We start from the raw sequence: 16895 nt of genomic DNA on the forward strand, positions 1-16895 counted from the left end.
GTGTTTATTCCAATACTTTTGAAGGCATTCCGGCAAGTATGGAACGAATCCCGGTAAGCAATGTTGTCATTCCTCAAGCTCACCCGATGCTTGCAAAGGTAATCAGTAATGCTGACCCAGAGAGTCAAGGACGTGTTAAAGTTCAGTTTGTATGGCAAGAGGAACAGAATAAGACAACTAACTGGATTCGGGTACGAAGTCTAGATTCGGGTAAAAGTGAAATAGTTCTCAAAAATAGAGGGTTTGTTTTTGTACCAGAAGAAAATGATCAAGTGATAGTTTGTTTTGAACTAGCCAATCCATCTCGCCCTTATGTCTCAGGTAGTATGTTTAATGAGAAAAACGGCTATGGGGGAGGACGAAACAATAGTATTAAAAGCATTATTACACGTAGTGGTCACACTCTTATTTTTGATGACACAGAAGGTGGTGAAAATATTATATTAAAAGATAAAAGTGGAAATGAATTAATGTTTAAAACCTCTGAGGAGAGTATTGAAATAACTGCCCAAGAGTCATTATTTCTAAATGCGAAAAAATTATTTATAAATATAGAAGATACTATTTCACAGTATTCAAAACAATTAAAAACGATTGTTGAAGAGAATGTAACTATGCAAATAGGAAATGAATTGAGAACCTCTATGAGTTGTTTAGATACTGCTATACAAAAAAATGCAAATATTCAAATCTGTGGAAAGTGTAGCCAAGTATCAGGGGATTTAGATATGATTTCATCAGGGGATGTTATAATTCAAGCTGATGGAAAATCTCTACTTAAAGGAGCGAGCGAGGCTCGAATATGTGAAGGTTAATAATTTGAAATATAGCAATATGTCAATATTAGATTATTTAGCTTATTCAGAAACAGTAAATAACATAAATGTATTACCACCAAGAGTATATGCCTTAGATTCATATATTGAGTCATTAGATAGAGGAGTTATTTATGTTCAAAGATGTGTGAAATATGTTCATGTCATATCATTAGGGAAAAATAAGTATCAATTCTATTTTACTGATATATTGTATATCAATAATGATAAACTAAAAAAACAGGAAGATTTATTAAGAAGGATAAGTTATAGATATAATGGTATTATTATATCTATAACAAAAGATAATGAGATACTATCAATACATAATATGGCAGATATTCGTTTTCAATGGGAAAGAATTAAAAGTATTTTAGAGTTGGATTATTCAGGAGGAGAAATTAGTTGGTTTCTAGAACAAATGACAAATCATATGAATAGTCCGGAATGTATAATGAGAGAATAGTTTCTATTCATCAACGGTTAACTAACTGACGAAATTATGAGTTTTAAAGTACCCGAAGTCAGTATACAACATAAAATTCTTGTAGGACACCTTATTCTGTTTGCTATAATAGCATGCATATTCGGAATTCTACAACATGAACGTATGCGTATATCGGATATTGAAAAAGAAGCCAGACACATTCAGCAGGTACAGCGCAAGGTCAATACGGCCCATCGTCATATCACACTTCTTGCCATGTTGGGTGAAACTGCCATTTCTTGGGAGAGAAAGGATTTTGCTGACTATCGTTCACTTCGGCAGTACGTGGATTCCACATTGCTGGATATACGAAAAGAGAATGAAATCCATGTTGCGCGAAGCCAAGTAGATTCACTGCGTTCCCTCTTGAAAATCAAGGAAGAGCACCTGGCTCAAATCATGTATCTGATTCAAAGCCGAGATGGTCATGGCGTTTTACAATTCAGCAAAATACCTTATAATGTCTTTCCGCAAACGATAACTCGCAAGAAAAAAGGATTGGCGGGCTTCTTCGGAGGCAAAGAGACAGTAGAAGTTACACCCAGCACTTCGGCTGCATTGCATGCATTGAATAAAGAATTGCTTTCCATGCAGAACGAACTCAATGACAACATAGATGTCTGTACTGATAGTTTACGCAGGCACAACAAGGTTATCAATGGAAAACTGCGCTCGCTGATGACAACCATGAATGATCAGGCCGAGCAAATACTTGAAGATAAGGAAAAACAATTGAATGCCTCTTATGACCGTTCAAAAAGCATCATCACGTGGCTGGTTATATCAGCTGTTATACTGCTGATTGTTTCTTATCTGATTATCCAGAAGGACCTGCGTGAGAAGCAGAAGACCAGCAAAATGTTGGAGGAAACCATAGAGCAGAATGCTGCATTGTTGCAAATTCGCAACAAAATCATTTTAACCATATCGCATGATATCCGCTCCCCTTTGAACGTGATTAGTGCAACAGTTGAATTGGCAAGGAGGGAAGTGGATAACCAACGGCGTGATACCTATTTGTCCAACATTGAATCAGTGTGTCTGCATGTAGTACATCTGCTGAATAATTTATTGGATGTATACCGGTTGAATCAATCCAAAGAAGAATGCAACTATGTTCCGTTCAGTCTGCATGAAATGCTTGATCGGATTGCTTCCCGTTTTTCCGGTCTGGTCAACGACAAGGGATTGCTGTTCAACACCTCGTTTGACAATACGGATGTCAGATTACGTGGAGATGTGGACCGTATAGAACAGATTGTCGGCAACCTGCTCAGCAATGCTATCAAGTTTACGGAATGCGGAGAAATCTCCTTTCATGCCGGTTATTCTCAAGGGAAATTGTATTTGGAAGTGACTGACTCCGGCATTGGCATGACGGAGGAAACACTTGCACGTATTTTCCGCCCATTTGAACGGCAGATGACAGCAAACAATACTGATGGCTTTGGTTTAGGTTTGTCCATTATACAGGGACTTGTCCATCTCTTCAACGGAGAAATTGACGTAAAAAGCAAGATTCATCAGGGAAGTACCTTCAAGGTAACTCTTCCTCTTGAAGAAACGGATGAACCGCTGGAATGTGAAAAGCCCGTATTGACCCATACCGGACATTTGCCTCATAATATACTTGTCATTGATGATGACAGTATGTTGCGTGCAGTCATCAAGGATTTGCTTGAACGTAACGGCATTAATTGTACGACCTGTGCTTCGGCCAAAGAACTGGTAAAGGAGATGAGAGAAAAGGACTATGATTTGTTGCTTACTGATATTCAGATGCCAGGTACCAACGGTTTTAATCTCCTGATTTTGCTACGACATTCAAATATAGGTAATTCTCGCACGATACCGGTCATAGCCATGACCGCACGTGGTGAGCAGACCAAGGAGTCCTTACAGGAAGCCGGATTTACGGATTGTATCTATAAACCGTTTTCTTATAATGAACTGCTCAATCTGCTTTCATCTATCAATCAATGTCATGTAGCAGCGTCTCCGCCAAGTGATTTGGATGCCTTGCTGTCAGAGGTTCAGGATAAGGAAAAACTGCTGTTTACCTTGATAGAGCAGTCCAGAAAAGACCAGGATGAATTGCTGGCTGCTTTATCGGCAAGCAACAGAAGACAGATGCGTGAAATAGTCCATCGGATGCAACCTGTCTGGGAACTTCTGCATATGGAGGATATTCTATTTGAATACCGTGATATTTTAAAGGATGACCAAGTGAGTGATGTGGTGCTGAAGAACCACACACGGCAGATTCTGAGTCATGTTTCAACATTGATGACGAAAGCAGAAAAAGAACTAACACGATTGAAAAATGAAAAGGAAAGTATTGATTGTTGAAGACAATATAAACCTGTCACAGATGCAGAAAGACTGGTTTGTACAGGCCGGGTATGACGCTATAACGGCCGTAGATGCAACGAAAGCCCGTTCGTTAATCCGCAAGGTACATTTTGACTTGATTCTTTCGGATGTGCGTTTGCCGGACGGAGACGGAATCTCATTGCTGGAGTGGCTGCGTAAGGAAAAGAATAATACTCCTTTTATTATTACCACTGAGTATGTGTCTGTACCTGATGTTGTCCGTACCATTAAATTGGGAGCTGTAGATTATCTGCCTAAACCCGTACGCAAAGAACACTTGCTGGAACTGACCAAGGATGTATTTGCTCCTTTGGTTACAGTAAGAAAACAGGAGCCGATGCTGCTTCAGCGTAAAAGCGCCAGAATGAGAGAGATCCTGAAGTATGCAGAAATGGTTGCTCCTACTGATATGTCAGTGCTTATTTACGGAGCCAGCGGAACAGGAAAAGAGTCTATAGCCCAAAGTATCCATCAAGGAAGTGATCGTTCCAATATGCTTTTTCTGGCAGTGAACTGTGCACTTCTCCCCAAAGATTTGGCTCCTTCCCTATTTTTTGGTCATGAAAAAGGTTCCTTTACGGGGGCAGATAACAACAAAGCAGGCTATTTTGATAAGGCCAAGGGGGGTACCTTGTTCTTGGATGAGATAGGTACCATGTCTTATGAAGTACAAGCGATGCTGCTGCGGGTGTTGCAAGAGAATACCTATATGCCGGTGGGAAGCAATCGGGAACATATTGCAGATGTACGTATAGTTGCAGCTACCAATGAAAACATTCAGCAGGCAATCCAGGAAGGCCGTTTCAGAGAAGACCTTTACCATCGTCTAAACGAGTTTGAAATTACAGTTCCCTCCCTGGCTGAATGCACTGAAGATATTCTCCCTTTTGCTGAATTTTTCCGCGAACGCTATTCTAAAGAATTCAAGAAGGATACTGTCGGTTTTACAGAAGAAGCTAAGTGTAAAATGTTGACTTATGCCTGGCCTGGCAATGTACGTGAACTGCAAAATATGGTGAGACGTTCTGTGGCTATTTCTGAATCTCCCGTATTGGATTGTTTTGGCATCGGACAAAGTACAGGAGAAATTAAAAGCCCGGAGCCGGACAAGGCTGCGAAGAAAGAATTAGAAAAAAAACGAATAATCAATGTGATAGAAGAATGTAATGGAAACATTTCCCATGCCTCACAAATTTTAGGAATAAGTCGTACTTCAATCTATAAAAAGATAAAGTAACAAATTGTGACACGGATTATTACATACGTCTTTTTTCGTACACCAAACGGGAAATGCCATTGGGGTACAGTTTGAAAGAGCGGAGTTGCCAATGATGTTTACCGATACTATCCATCAATGAAAATCCTTTCCCGTAGGATATCGGTAACGTATAAAGAACCATTTCGTCAACAAGATTATATTGGAAAAGACCATCGGCATAATCTGCACTATTTTTATCATGTATGATAGTCTGGCATATACAATCCGCGCTAAATCTACGTATCATGTCAGACAGGTCTATTATGCCATATAATTCATTGATTTGAAATGAAGCTTTTTCTTTCCAATACGGAAAACCTTTTCGAGGTTCTTCCATAAGCCATTGCATGAATTTTTCCTCTTGCTTTGGAAGAAATCCATCCAATGTAATTGCCATAACGATTCGTATTCTTGCCATACCCTTATCTGAAAAAAGCATGAAGCCCATGCAGTTTCAGGTAGAGGCTCTGGTAATAGCCCAAACGATAACTTGCATGGGCTCATGCTATAAGGTATAGCATAAGCCTCACGCAATAGTCATCGTTTTTTTTGAAATTTACCAGATTTCTACCTGTGACATCTTGCGACTTATGTATATAAGCAACGGAAAACATCCCGTAATCCGCCGTTATGTTCTATTTCAGGTTCAAAGATACGGAATGTTTCTTGAAAATCAAATCCGGCCATGATTTATTTGCCATCCTCTTTGTTTTCAGATTCTGTTTTTTCAATACCCAGCCGTTCACACAGTTCTGGGTCATTCATGATCCGTTCCATCTCGTCGTTGATGATGGCTTGGGCATCCGCCTTGATCTGGTCGTAATTGCGCTGAATCTGTTCAAGCATGATGTCATTCCCCTCTTTATCCTTGAAGGAGTTGATAACCGGTATTCTCTTGTATGCCTTTTCTTCGGCACTCACTCTGGCATGGTCCACAATAATTTCCGCATGGAAAATCTTCTGGTCAATTTTCTCACCGAAGTTGTCCGATACGGCACCTACAAAGGAACCTTGTGACAGGTTGGAAATCTTGGAAGCCGGAATTAGGGAATCCAACTGGGTATTGATGGAGGTGGAAACATCCTGACGGTTGATGGAAACGGACTGCCGTTTCTGAAGAATCTTTCCGAAACGTTCCGAAAGCGTCTTGGCCGTTTCGCCGACCACCTGTCCGCTGAAGATGTTGCCGACCGTATTTTGGATCACCTTACTCTCCTTTTCACCATAGTCTCGGTTCAATTGGGAGAAGTCCTGGAAACCCAGACAAACTGCTACTTTGTTGGATCGTGCCGTTGCAATCAGGTTGTCCAGTCCACGGAAATAGATGGTGGGCAGCTCGTCGATGATGACTGTACTTTTAAGCTGCCCCTTCTTGTTGATGAGTTTCACGATACGCGAATTGTAGAGACCCAATGCGGCGGAATAGATGTTCTGGCGGTCCGGATTATTGCCCACACACAAAATTTTAGGTTCTGCCGGATTGTTTATATCCAATGAAAAATCATTACCGGTCATCACCCAATAAAGCTGCGGGGAAATCATTCGGGTAAGTGGGATTTTCGCGGAAGCTATCTGGCCCTGCAACTGGTCTTGAGCTCCTGATTTCCAGGCATCCATGAAAGGAGAAAGATAGTTTTCCAGCTCCGGATAGGAGGTCAATATGGTAAACAAATCGGAATAAGGTTTGTTCAGCAGCTCCACGGCATGAGGGAAGCTGCAATAGATACCGTTCTTGTAAATTTTGAGATACCAGATGATGGCTGCCAACAGGATAATCGGCGATTCCACAAAGAAGTCTCCCTGTTTTTCAATCCAGGTTTTGTTCAAATTTAACATAATGGTATAGCTTGCTTCGTAGGCATCGGAGATGTCTGTCATGAACTCCGGATTGATGGGATTGCAGCGGTGTGAACGGTGCGGATCATCAAAATTGATGACGTAGAAATGAGGCTTCACCTTGTATTTGTCCATGTTGTGCAACAAGGTGTTGTAGGCAATGGTGGAGAGGTCATCGAATTTGTAATCATAGATATAGGTGCTATAACCTTTGGAAATCATCTGTTTGATATAGTTGTTCACCACTGCGTAGGATTTGCCGGACCCCGGCGTTCCCAATACGATGGTGGCACGGAACGGGTTCACCACATTGATCCATCCGTCATTGAATTTGCCGCCATACTGGAACCGGGTAGGCAGATTGACGGAATACTCATTCTCCATCAACCTTGTCTCCTGCATGAAAGATTCGTTTTCCATGTTGAAAACATCCTCCATCAGGTTGTGCCGGTAAAGGCGGCTGATCCACAGACCGGCCATTAGCAGGCAGAGATAACCGGTTGCCAGTGTCATTATATACAGGGAGGTGACCGCCTCGTGCGGAAAAGGCAAATCCAGCAGCCACCAGTTCATGAAGAAGAGAACCGCCCCCGTTGTCAGGACCATCCAGATACGTTGCCAGGTAATCGTTTCCCCTTTCACGCCGATGGTGCCCACGCAGGAAATGGCCAGCAGAAGTACGGCCAGGAGCTTGGTCCAAAGAATGCAGCCGAATATACCGGTCGTCCGTTCAAAGTTCATGAGTATCCGGTCGATGACTTCCAGGTTCAGGTACCAGGCAGCCATGCTCGGGTAGCAGTACACATAGACGTGGACTACCAAAATGAAAATACTGACAGCCCTGCCGAATTCCATGATTTTGGCCAGGGCTCTCAAATCGTCTTCCTGTTGCATAGTAAAGTAGCATTTGAGGGGAACATGGTCCCCCGGGGTGATAATGGTTGTGTCAGATGCCGCGCGACTTGCGTTTCTGCGGTTTCTTTTTGCGTTTCATGCGACGGCGGAACGCTTCTTCCTCGTAATCGACGGCCGGATTGGTATCCATAGAGAAGATGCCTGCCGCCTGTTCAAGCGCACTGCCATCCTCCACAGAGTGACCGTACCGTTTCCAAAGCTCCGGTCCGCTGAATGACTCTTTTTCTTGCCGGGGAATACCGTCCCACCATTTGACCAGGTCGTTGAATACATTGGCTGAAAATTCTTTTCCCATCCGTGAGCCGTTGAACACTTCGCGCCTGTCATGGTCCATGAAAGTAACGCCATAGATGCGTCCTGAGTCGTTTTTCCGGAATACCACATCCAATTGTTCCTGCTTCAACAATTTCTTGAACTCCTGTTCAGACCTGGCATCCCGCATCGCACGGGCGACTTTGCCGGCTATGGCCGGTCTCCATTTGCCTTCCTTGAAATCCCGGACATGCCGCATCATCCGTTCGGACAAGCCGGCATCTCCGAACCGTTTGCCGAACCGGGCACTTTTTACAGGTGGGCTGACCACCTTTCCCCTGTCATCGGTTGCCGAATAGATGATTCCCGTGTACGCTGTCCCTTTATATTCGCCGCGCACCTGCCTCGCTTCTATATTCAGTGTGGAAAGCAAGGCTGCATATTCACCGAAAGTCTGGAAACGGTAACTTTCCAGAACCGCCTTTAAGGTGTTGCCAATTTGGTGACGTACATCCCCCTTGGAGACATCCACCTTTTTCAGTTCCGCTTTCGGATTCTGTCTTTCCGCATCCGCCCCGTTACGCAACCCGAATTCCTGTTCCAGTTCCCGGCAGGCAGCCATCGAGCGTCGGTGCTCATAGGAATCCTTGATTTTCCTGCCGTCATCATCAATGCAGACACTGACGATATGCACGTGTGTGTTGCAGGTATCGTTGTGTCTGTACACGATAAACGGCTGCTGTCCGTACCCCATCTTGTCCATGTACTTTTCGGCCAGTTCCATCAACCGGGCATTGTCCAGCCTGTCTTCCGGTGCCGGACTGAGCGAAATGTGCAGGACGGGCTTTTCCGTTCGTCGGTTTGCTGTCAGATGGTTCTCGAATGAAAGGAGAACCAGCCGGAGGTCTTCGCTCGGCAGGCCCGGCCGGTCGGAAATCATCCGGTGTCCCGACAGGATTTCCGCCGAACCTTTGAGAACCTTTTCGTGATTGTAGGCCAGTGCCCCGTAAAGGCTGGCCCCATGACTTATCTTGGCAACCATTTCTCTTCGTATTCCCGGGTCAATGACATGATCTGCTTGCTGAGCAGGATGAGTTCCAGCGTTGCCTTTTCGAGCCTGTAGAGCAGGGACCGTGCCCTTTGCTCCCCGAAGTTCTTCTGTACGGCCCTTACAACCTGGTTGTAGTTGTTTCCTACAGCCTGGAACTGGCGGTGGAATTCCCCGAGCCGGATGTAATAGTCCATGGATACCTTGTCTACCTTGATCACCTTGAGTTGCCCTGAAAAGAGCGACTTCTTGATGAAGACCGTGCGGTCCCTGGCTCCTGATTCCAGAAACAGCCTCTCGAACCTTCCATTCTCTTCCGCGTTCAGACGGAAGCTGTACTTGTAATCCGCCGGATCCGTCTTCGGTTTCCGGCCTGTTCTTGTCCCTTGCTTTTTCTCCATGCTTTGCTTCATTTGGGTTGTTTTGCATTCTCTGTCAGATTTTCCGACTTTGGAGGAAAATCCCCCGACCGTGAGGGAGGGCAAGTTGGTCTTTGTCGGGCAGAATACTTTCTGTCGGACAAAGACACAACTTGCTCTGTTCGCTTGAACAGAGAATCCACCTCCGGCGGATTGCTGCGCGACGCTTGCGGCGTGCTGTGGTCCGTTGGAGCATCTTTCCTGCCGTTTCTCGGTTCTGACTTTGCAAAATTACACCGACATATCCATCTGTAAAACATGCTGTTGTGCGACATTTGATGACATCTGATGCTGTCTGATGCCACAAGGATGGAGTATCGCATCCAAACTGCTTGAAAGACCTTATTTTTGACGCAGATTTTAGATTGCAATAACATAATCATGCATCCATGCAATGACATCGTATTGCAACCTTATATCGATGCATCCATGCAATGACATCGTATTGCAATCTTATATCGATGTATCCATGCAATGACATCGTATTGCAATCGTATATCGATGCATCCATGCAATGACATCGTATTGCAATCATATATTGATTCATCCATGCAATGACGTCGTATTGCAATCGTATATCGATGCATCCATGCAATGACACCGTATTGCAATCATATATTGATGCAACCATGCAATACATGGAGGATTTTGAATGTGTTTGCTTCATGGTTCTATACGAGATTACCGGGTAGTACATGTGGAGTAACAAAAAGAGAGAAAGTGAATATTAACCCCAAAAACGAAAAGGAATGAACAAACGTCCGATTCTTGTCGCCTTCAGTAACCAGAAAGGCGGTGTGGGCAAGTCCACGGTAACGATAGTACTTGCCAGTTATTTCAATTATGTAAAAGGGTTGAATGTTGCAGTTGTTGACTGTGACTATCCCCAGTTTAGCCTGGACAAACTACGGGGAAGGGATTTGAAGAACCTGGAAAAGAGCGAGTATCACCAGCGGCTTTTCTGCCGCCAGTTTGAGAACAGCACTCGCAAGGCCTATCCGATAGTCACTTCTACTCCGGAAGAGGCCGCAAAGATTCCCGGCAGGCTGGAAGGTGATTATGACCTGATATTCTTCGACCTTCCCGGTACGGTCAATTCCCGTGGAGTGTTCGAGTCCGTCATGAACATGGATTTTATTTTCACCCCCATCGTGAAAGACCGGATGGTCATGCAGAGCAGTCTTTCCTTTGTTTCGACCGTGCAGGATTTCATTGGCCAGCATCCGAATGCTCCCTTGAAAGACATACGTCTGTTCTGGAACCGCATGGACAGCCGTACGTCCAAGGAACTCTTTGTGATGTACAATACCATCATATCTCGTATGGGATTGAAGGTGTTCGATACCGTGCTTCCTGACCTTGAGCGATTTAACAAGGAGATGACTCCCTTGTCCAGACAGCATTTCCGCTGCACCTTGCTTCCTCCTTCTGAAATTCTCCTAAAAGACAGCAGACTGGAAGCATTTGCGCAGGAAATGGAACGTATCATTTTTCCCGGATAAAAACTATGGCAAAGAAAAGAGAAATATTCAAGGTGAATGAAGATGCCCTGAAGGACATGATGGCCAGTGAGTCCATCTCATGTGCCAAACCAGAGACAGGCAGCATTGAAAATCTACCTTCCAGAGAATCAGAAAATGAAGTGCAAGAGGCGGAAAAACGTGAGCAGAAGAAGTTACGCAAAGCGGTACACAGCGACCCGAATATGGATGAAAGGCTGGACCTGTATCGGACGCAGTTTTTGGAACGAAAAAAAACTGTCCAAAAGCGGCAGACCTATATCAGTTACGAAATCTATCAAAGATTGGCCCGTGCACTTCCCATTTTTAATGCAGATATGACTATACCCGCTTTTCTGGACAATGTGCTGACGCATCATCTGGATACTTATAGTGAAGAACTTGACGAGCTATTTCGTCGCAATACCCAAAAATCATTCTGATATGGAAGAACTGATATACCTGTGTGTCCGGATTGTATGCATCGTTTATCTGCTGTACAGCGTGTATTGCTGGCGGACACGTATCGAAACCGTCTGCACCTTGCTTTATGGAAAGCCACCCGTGAAAAAAGAAAAGCCGGAAGCCTCCGGAACGGGGGCTGTAGCTTCTGAGGATGAGGTGATGGGAAGCACCCGTTACGTCTACCTGGACGAGAATGCCGGCAAGACGGCTGCCCCTTTCATGAGCCAGCCCCTTGAAAAGAACTTCATCGGGGAAGAGGAGAATGTGGAACAGGAAGAGGTAGAATGCAATCTTGCCCTTGAAAAGATGAAACTCCTGCTGCAAGAGCAGGAAGAGCTGGATGCCGGGAACCCCGATGTGGAATCCGTTTCGCCGGTCCTTTCGAGCAGGGATATGGAAACGCTGGGGGAATACCTGGCCCGCAAGGGAGAGGTCGGTGAGGAAAAGGCCCTGCAGGCAGCCCGTATTGTATTCTCCATCCAGCAGAGCAACCTGATTGACATTTTCACGTCCAATGCGGAAAACGCAAAAATGGTGGACGAACTTCTGGACAGGTATCTGGATGAAGACGGAAATCCCAAGCCGCTTCCCCCGAAAGAAAACGAAAACCCTGCGGACGGATGGCGGAAATATATCTGACCATGCGCCATCTGATGCCATCCGGTGCCATCTAATGACACACCTGTCCAACCGCTTTCCTTTACTGATATATTTGTCACCGAAATCAAATTTATGTCAAACCTCAAAAACGATTCTACCATGAGAAAAAGAATCCTCTTATCCGTATTCAGCGTGCTGTTCACAGCCGGTCTTTTTGCACAGGGCCAGGGTCTGGCCGGCATCAACGAGGCCACCAGCCTCATGACTTCGTATTTCGACCCCGCCACCAAGCTCTGCTATGCCATCGGTGCCGTTCTCGGTCTGGTGGGCGGCATCAAGACCTACGGCAAGTTCAGCAGCGGTGATCCGGATACGTCCAAGACGGCGGCGAGCTGGTTCTTCGCCTGCATCTTCCTGATTGTGGCAGCCACCATTCTCCGCTCATTCTTCCTTTAATCCATGGAGTACCGCATCAACAAGGGCGCCGGACGCCCGATTGAGTTCAAGGGACTGAAGTCACAGTACCTGTTCATTTTTGCCGGCGGTCTTGTATCGGTCTTTCTGGTGGTGGTCATCCTCTATATGGCCGGTGTCAGCCAGTGGGTCTGCCTCACGTTCGGGGCCTTCTCCGGTTCGCTGACCGTATGGATGACCTTCCGCCTGAATGCCCGGTACGGGGAACACGGACTGATGAAGGCGCTGGCCGAAAAAAGCCATCCCCGCTACCTGACTGTCCGCCGCCGGATAAGAAGCCTATTAACCCCCAAGAAGAAAAAGAAGAAATGAGAAGCGTATTGAAAATCGCTGAGTTGGAAAGCCGCTTTCCGATCCTGGCCGTGGAGAACAACTGCATCGTCAGCAAGGATGGCGACATTACGGTGGCCTATGAAGTGGAGCTGCCCGAACTCTATACCGTGACATCCGCCGAGTACGAGGCCATGCACGGCACCTGGGTGAAGGCCATCAAGGTGCTTCCCGCCTTTTCGGTCGTGTACAAGCAGGACTGGTTCACCCGGGAAAGCTACTCTGCGGAGGGAGACGTTGCAGAAAGCTTCCTGTCCCGGAGCTATGCCGGCCATTTCAACGAGCGCCCCTATCTGCAGCACCGCTGTTTCCTGTACCTGACCAAGACCACGCGTGAGCGGACCCGCCGCCGGAGCGACTTCAGCACCCTGTGCCGGGGATACATCCTCCCCAAGGAAATCACGGACTGGGATGCCGTGGTGAAGTTCCTCGAAGCCGTGGAGCAGTTCGAACGTATCATGAACGATTCCGGCCATGTTCGGATGAAACGGTTGAGGACGGAAGAACTGGTCGGTACGGAAGACGCTCCCGGGCTGTTCGAAAGGTACCTGGCCCTGGAAATGGAAGACAGACCTCCCGTATTGCAAGACATCTGCCTCGATCCCGGGCGGATGAGGGTCGGTGACAAACGCCTCTGCCTGCATGTCCTTTCCGATACGGAGGACCTGCCCGCAAGCGTGGCTACGGACAGACGCTATGAGCGTCTGTCCACCGACCGCAGTGACTGCATGCTTTCGTTCGCCGCTCCTGTCGGGCTGCTGCTTTCGTGTAACCACATCTATTCTCAGTATGTGTTCATTGACGATGCCCAGGAAATCCTGCAACGCATGGAAAAGACTTCACGCAACATGCTGTCCCTGTCCAGGTACAGCCGGAGCAATGCCGTCAACCATGAATGGACGGAAATGTTTCTGGACGAAGCCCATACCCAAGGACTGCTTCCCGTACGCTGCCACTGCAACGTGCTGGCCTGGGCGGATGACGGCGAGGAACTCCGGCGCATCAAGAACGATACCGGAAGCCAGCTTGCCCTGATGGGCTGCGTCCCCCGTCACAACACGGTTGACACCCCCGTACTCTACTGGTCGGGCATTCCCGGAAATGCCGGTGACTTTCCGGCCGAGGAAAGTTTCCATACCTTCCTGGAGCAGGCCGTCTGCCTGTTTGCCTCGGAGACGAACTACCGCAGCTCTCCCAGTCCGTTCGGCATCCGCATGGCAGACCGCCGGAGCGGTGTTCCGGTCCACCTGGACATCAGCGACCTGCCCATGCGGAAGGGAATCATCACCAACCGCAACAAGTTCATACTCGGACCTTCGGGAAGCGGCAAGTCCTTCTTCACGAACCACCTTGTCCGGCAATATTACGAACAAGGATCCCATATCCTGCTGGTGGATACCGGAAACAGCTACCAGGGACTCTGTAACCTGATCCACAACCGGACCCGTGGGGAGGACGGCATCTACCTGACCTATGAGGAAGACAAGCCCATCGCCTTCAATCCGTTCTATTCGGAAACCCGGCAGTATGACGTAGAAAAGCGTGAGAGCATCCAGACCCTGATACTTACGCTCTGGAAGCGTGAGGATGAAACCCCGAAACGTTCGGAAGAGGTGGCGCTCTCGGGTGCGGTCAATGCCTATATCCGCAGGATTGCCGAAGACCGGACGCTGAAACCCGATTTCAACGGCTTCTACGAGTTCGTGCGGGACGATTATCGCCGGGTGGTTGAGGAAAAGAAAGTGCGTGAAAAGGATTTTGACATAGACGGTTTCCTGAACGTACTGGAACCCTTCTACCGGGGCGGTGACTACGATTTCCTGCTGAATTCGGAAGAGGAACTGGACCTGACCGAAAAGCGCTTCATCGTATTCGAGTTGGACAACATCAGCAGCCACAAGGTCCTTTTGCCTGTGGTCACACTCATCATCATGGAAACCTTCATCGCCAAGATGCGCCGTCTGAAAGGCATCCGTAAGATGATATTGATTGAAGAGTGTTGGAAGGCGCTGATGTCCGCCAATATGAGTGGGTATATCAAGTATTTGTTCAAGACCGTCAGAAAGTATTTCGGTGAGGCAGTGGTGGTCACGCAGGAAGTGGACGATATCATCAGTTCGCCCGTCGTGAAGGAAGCCATCATCAACAACAGCGACTGCAAGATCCTGCTGGACCAGCGGAAATACATGAACAAGTTCGATCATATCCAGAAACTCCTGGGGCTGACCGACAAGGAACGGGGGCAGATCCTGTCCATCAACCAGGCCAACCACCCCGGACGTATCTACCGTGAAGTATGGATCGGACTGGGAGGTACCCATTCGGCCGTATATGCCACCGAGGTCAGCGAGGAGGAATACGCCATCTATACGACGGAAGAATCGGAAAAGCTGGAACTTCAGAAGCTGACGGAAGAACTGGACGGCAATCTGCAGCTGGCTGTCAGGCAGCTGGCCAACCGTAGGAAAGCCGCCAGAAACAGTAACCTGTTAAACCAAGACAACCATGAATGACCCTTTTGAAACCGACCCGCAGAAACGCAGCGAAATCGTGGAGTGCTTCTACTGGTCCCTGATGAACGGCTGGGATATTCCGCGGGATATCCGTGAACACTACGGCTTTTCCAAAGACTACGAACTGTACCGGCAGCTGGAGGACATGGATCCGGAGGAATACAGGCAGCAGAGGCGGAAAGGTTCCGTGCCCGATATCCTTGAAGTGGATGCCAGGCTGACCCGGGCCGTAGAGCAGGTCTTCGAACGCCTCTGTACCCGCCCGCCCGCTGCGTATCTGGACCGGCTGCATGAAGAATGGCTGAAACTGAAGACACTGGAAGCCGATCCCGAACATGTGGAAAACCCGTTTGTGACACCTTCTTTTCTGGTCAGGTACGCTATAGACCGGAGTGCTTCCGACACCGTCAGACAAAAGCAGGCGCAGACAGCCTGCAGGAAACTGGAGGAACGGATGGCGGGGATGACCGGCAAAAGGCAAACCCGGGAAACGGAGCCGGCTTCACGTCCGTTACGCAATCGGCAGCCTTGCCGGAAAGCCCATATACCGGTTGTCGCCAAACCGAAAGGACGCGGGAAGGGACTCTGAACAGATGGCAAAATAAGAACAACATCATGAAAAGACAAGACATGAAAAACAGACAGTTGTACAGACTGGCCGCCTGCCTGGTCGGGGCGGCAACGCTGCTGCTCCAGAGCTGCAGCGGAAACAGAAACTGTGACCGCCTTTGCGGTTCATGGAGCAGTGTGGAAGGCAAGCCGGACGTCCTTATCTATAAGGAAGGGGATGCCTACAAGGTGACGGTGTTTTCCAGAAGCGGCAGGACGAGAAAACTGAAGCCGGAAACCTACCTGCTGGTGGAAGAGGACGGGAACCTGTTCATCAACACCGGCTACCGCATCGATGTCGCCTACAACGAGGCGGCCGACATACTGACCTTCTCCCCGAACGGGGATTATGTAAGGAAGGAGGTGAAGCCATGAGAAGAGCGGTTCTCCTGCTGGGCATGGGAGCCCTGCTGCTGGCCGGAGAAGTCCGGGCACAATGGGTGGTGACCGATCCGGGCAACCTGGCCCAGAGCATCATCAACATGTCGGACAATATCGTGCACACTTCCGCAACGGCCACCAATACCGCACAGAACTTTGCGGAAACAGTGAAGATCTACCAGCAGTACAAGAAATACTACGATGCGCTGAAATCCGTGAACAACCTGGTGAAGGATGCCCGCAAGGTCAGTGAAATCATCCTGATGGTCGGCGATGTTTCGGAAATCTATGTGACGAACTTCCGGAAGATGCTGGGCGACAAGAATTTTTCCCCGCAGGAACTGGACGCCATCGCTTTCGGGTACACCCGGCTGCTGGAAGAGAGCAACGGCGTGCTGCAGGACCTGAGACAGGTCATCAATGTCAGCACCCTCTCGATGACGGACAAGGACCGGATGGATGTGGTGGACGGCTGTCATGTCAGCATGCGCCGCTACCGCAACCTGGTGAACTATTATACGAACCGGAACATTGCCGTGAGTATCCTCCGTGCCCGGAAGAAGAACGATCTGGACCGCGTACTGGCGCTCTACGGAAGTGAAACCTCCAAATACTGGTAGC

General features: G+C 47.7%; 17 protein-coding genes. 13 read left to right on the forward strand and 4 right to left on the reverse strand.

The features are described from left to right. From HMPREF9446_RS17410 to HMPREF9446_RS17425, 4 genes are all read left to right on the forward strand, one after another. Positions 1-815 (forward strand): phage baseplate assembly protein V (locus HMPREF9446_RS17410; protein WP_009127056.1); only part of this gene is annotated, 815 nt, incomplete at its 5' end. Positions 816-834: 19 nt separating this feature from the next. Further along, positions 835-1281, forward strand: coding sequence for a hypothetical protein (locus tag HMPREF9446_RS17415; protein WP_039969925.1), 447 nt, complete (start codon positions 835-837; stop codon positions 1279-1281). Positions 1282-1317: 36 nt separating this feature from the next. Then, a complete protein-coding gene (locus HMPREF9446_RS17420) occupies positions 1318-3651 on the forward strand; it encodes a hybrid sensor histidine kinase/response regulator (RefSeq protein WP_009127058.1) in 2334 nt (777 codons plus the stop codon). Continuing rightward, complete coding sequence (locus HMPREF9446_RS17425) at positions 3626-4912, forward strand: sigma-54-dependent transcriptional regulator (RefSeq protein ID WP_009127059.1); 1287 nt, start codon at positions 3626-3628, stop codon at positions 4910-4912. The genes HMPREF9446_RS17420 and HMPREF9446_RS17425 overlap by 26 nt, the downstream gene beginning before the upstream one ends. A 19-nt stretch (positions 4913-4931) precedes the next feature. Here the strand turns inward: HMPREF9446_RS17425 and HMPREF9446_RS17430 are convergent, their stop codons facing one another. The 4 genes from HMPREF9446_RS17430 to mobA all read right to left on the reverse strand — a co-directional run bounded on the left by HMPREF9446_RS17430 (position 4932) and on the right by mobA (position 9385). Further along, on the reverse strand, positions 4932-5351 hold the full coding sequence (locus HMPREF9446_RS17430; RefSeq protein ID WP_039969958.1) for a hypothetical protein: 420 nt from the start codon (positions 5349-5351) through the stop codon (positions 4932-4934). A 272-nt stretch (positions 5352-5623) separates the two neighbouring features. Further along, positions 5624-7663, reverse strand: a complete 2040-nt coding sequence (gene mobC / locus HMPREF9446_RS17435) for a conjugal transfer protein MobC (RefSeq protein WP_009127061.1) — start codon at positions 7661-7663, stop codon at positions 5624-5626. A 52-nt stretch (positions 7664-7715) separates the two neighbouring features. Beyond that, the gene (mobB, locus tag HMPREF9446_RS17440; protein WP_009127062.1) at positions 7716-8978 is read right to left on the reverse strand and encodes a conjugal transfer protein MobB; all 1263 of its coding nucleotides are present in this window, start codon (positions 8976-8978) and stop codon (positions 7716-7718) included. Continuing rightward, positions 8963-9385: a conjugal transfer protein MobA gene (gene mobA / locus HMPREF9446_RS17445; RefSeq protein ID WP_039969959.1), complete on the reverse strand. Its 423-nt coding sequence runs from the start codon at positions 9383-9385 to the stop codon at positions 8963-8965. Before mobA ends, mobB begins: the two co-directional genes overlap by 16 nt. 767 nt (positions 9386-10152) lie before the next feature. On the opposite strand from mobA, the gene HMPREF9446_RS17450 reads away from it, so the two are divergent. The 9 genes from HMPREF9446_RS17450 to HMPREF9446_RS17490 all read left to right on the forward strand — a co-directional run bounded on the left by HMPREF9446_RS17450 (position 10153) and on the right by HMPREF9446_RS17490 (position 16894). Continuing rightward, positions 10153-10905, forward strand: coding sequence for a ParA family protein (locus HMPREF9446_RS17450; RefSeq protein WP_009127066.1), 753 nt, complete (start codon positions 10153-10155; stop codon positions 10903-10905). Between the two features lie 5 nt (positions 10906-10910). Beyond that, positions 10911-11345, forward strand: coding sequence for a DUF3408 domain-containing protein (locus tag HMPREF9446_RS17455; RefSeq protein WP_009127067.1), 435 nt, complete (start codon positions 10911-10913; stop codon positions 11343-11345). Between the two features lies 1 nt (position 11346). Further along, positions 11347-12006, forward strand: coding sequence for a DUF4122 family protein (locus HMPREF9446_RS17460; RefSeq protein WP_009127068.1), 660 nt, complete (start codon positions 11347-11349; stop codon positions 12004-12006). 93 nt (positions 12007-12099) lie between these two features. Next, positions 12100-12423 (forward strand): DUF4134 domain-containing protein, encoded by a 324-nt coding sequence (locus HMPREF9446_RS17465; protein WP_229089538.1) that lies wholly within the window; start codon positions 12100-12102, stop codon positions 12421-12423. A 3-nt stretch (positions 12424-12426) separates the two neighbouring features. Then, positions 12427-12753, forward strand: coding sequence for a DUF4133 domain-containing protein (locus HMPREF9446_RS17470; protein WP_009127070.1), 327 nt, complete (start codon positions 12427-12429; stop codon positions 12751-12753). Then, on the forward strand, positions 12750-15284 hold the full coding sequence (locus HMPREF9446_RS17475; protein WP_039969931.1) for a TraG family conjugative transposon ATPase: 2535 nt from the start codon (positions 12750-12752) through the stop codon (positions 15282-15284). Before HMPREF9446_RS17470 ends, HMPREF9446_RS17475 begins: the two co-directional genes overlap by 4 nt. Continuing rightward, complete coding sequence (locus tag HMPREF9446_RS17480; RefSeq protein WP_009127074.1) at positions 15277-15873, forward strand: hypothetical protein; 597 nt, start codon at positions 15277-15279, stop codon at positions 15871-15873. Before HMPREF9446_RS17475 ends, HMPREF9446_RS17480 begins: the two co-directional genes overlap by 8 nt. Positions 15874-15914: 41 nt before the next feature. Next, positions 15915-16268: a DUF3876 domain-containing protein gene (locus HMPREF9446_RS17485; RefSeq protein ID WP_039969960.1), complete on the forward strand. Its 354-nt coding sequence runs from the start codon at positions 15915-15917 to the stop codon at positions 16266-16268. Beyond that, positions 16265-16894, forward strand: coding sequence for a DUF4141 domain-containing protein (locus HMPREF9446_RS17490; RefSeq protein WP_009127076.1), 630 nt, complete (start codon positions 16265-16267; stop codon positions 16892-16894). Before HMPREF9446_RS17485 ends, HMPREF9446_RS17490 begins: the two co-directional genes overlap by 4 nt. Position 16895: the final 1 nt, after the last annotated feature.

Origin of the sequence: Bacteroides fluxus YIT 12057 (genome assembly GCF_000195635.1) — a bacterium.
Lineage (GTDB): Bacteria > Bacteroidota > Bacteroidia > Bacteroidales > Bacteroidaceae > Bacteroides > Bacteroides fluxus.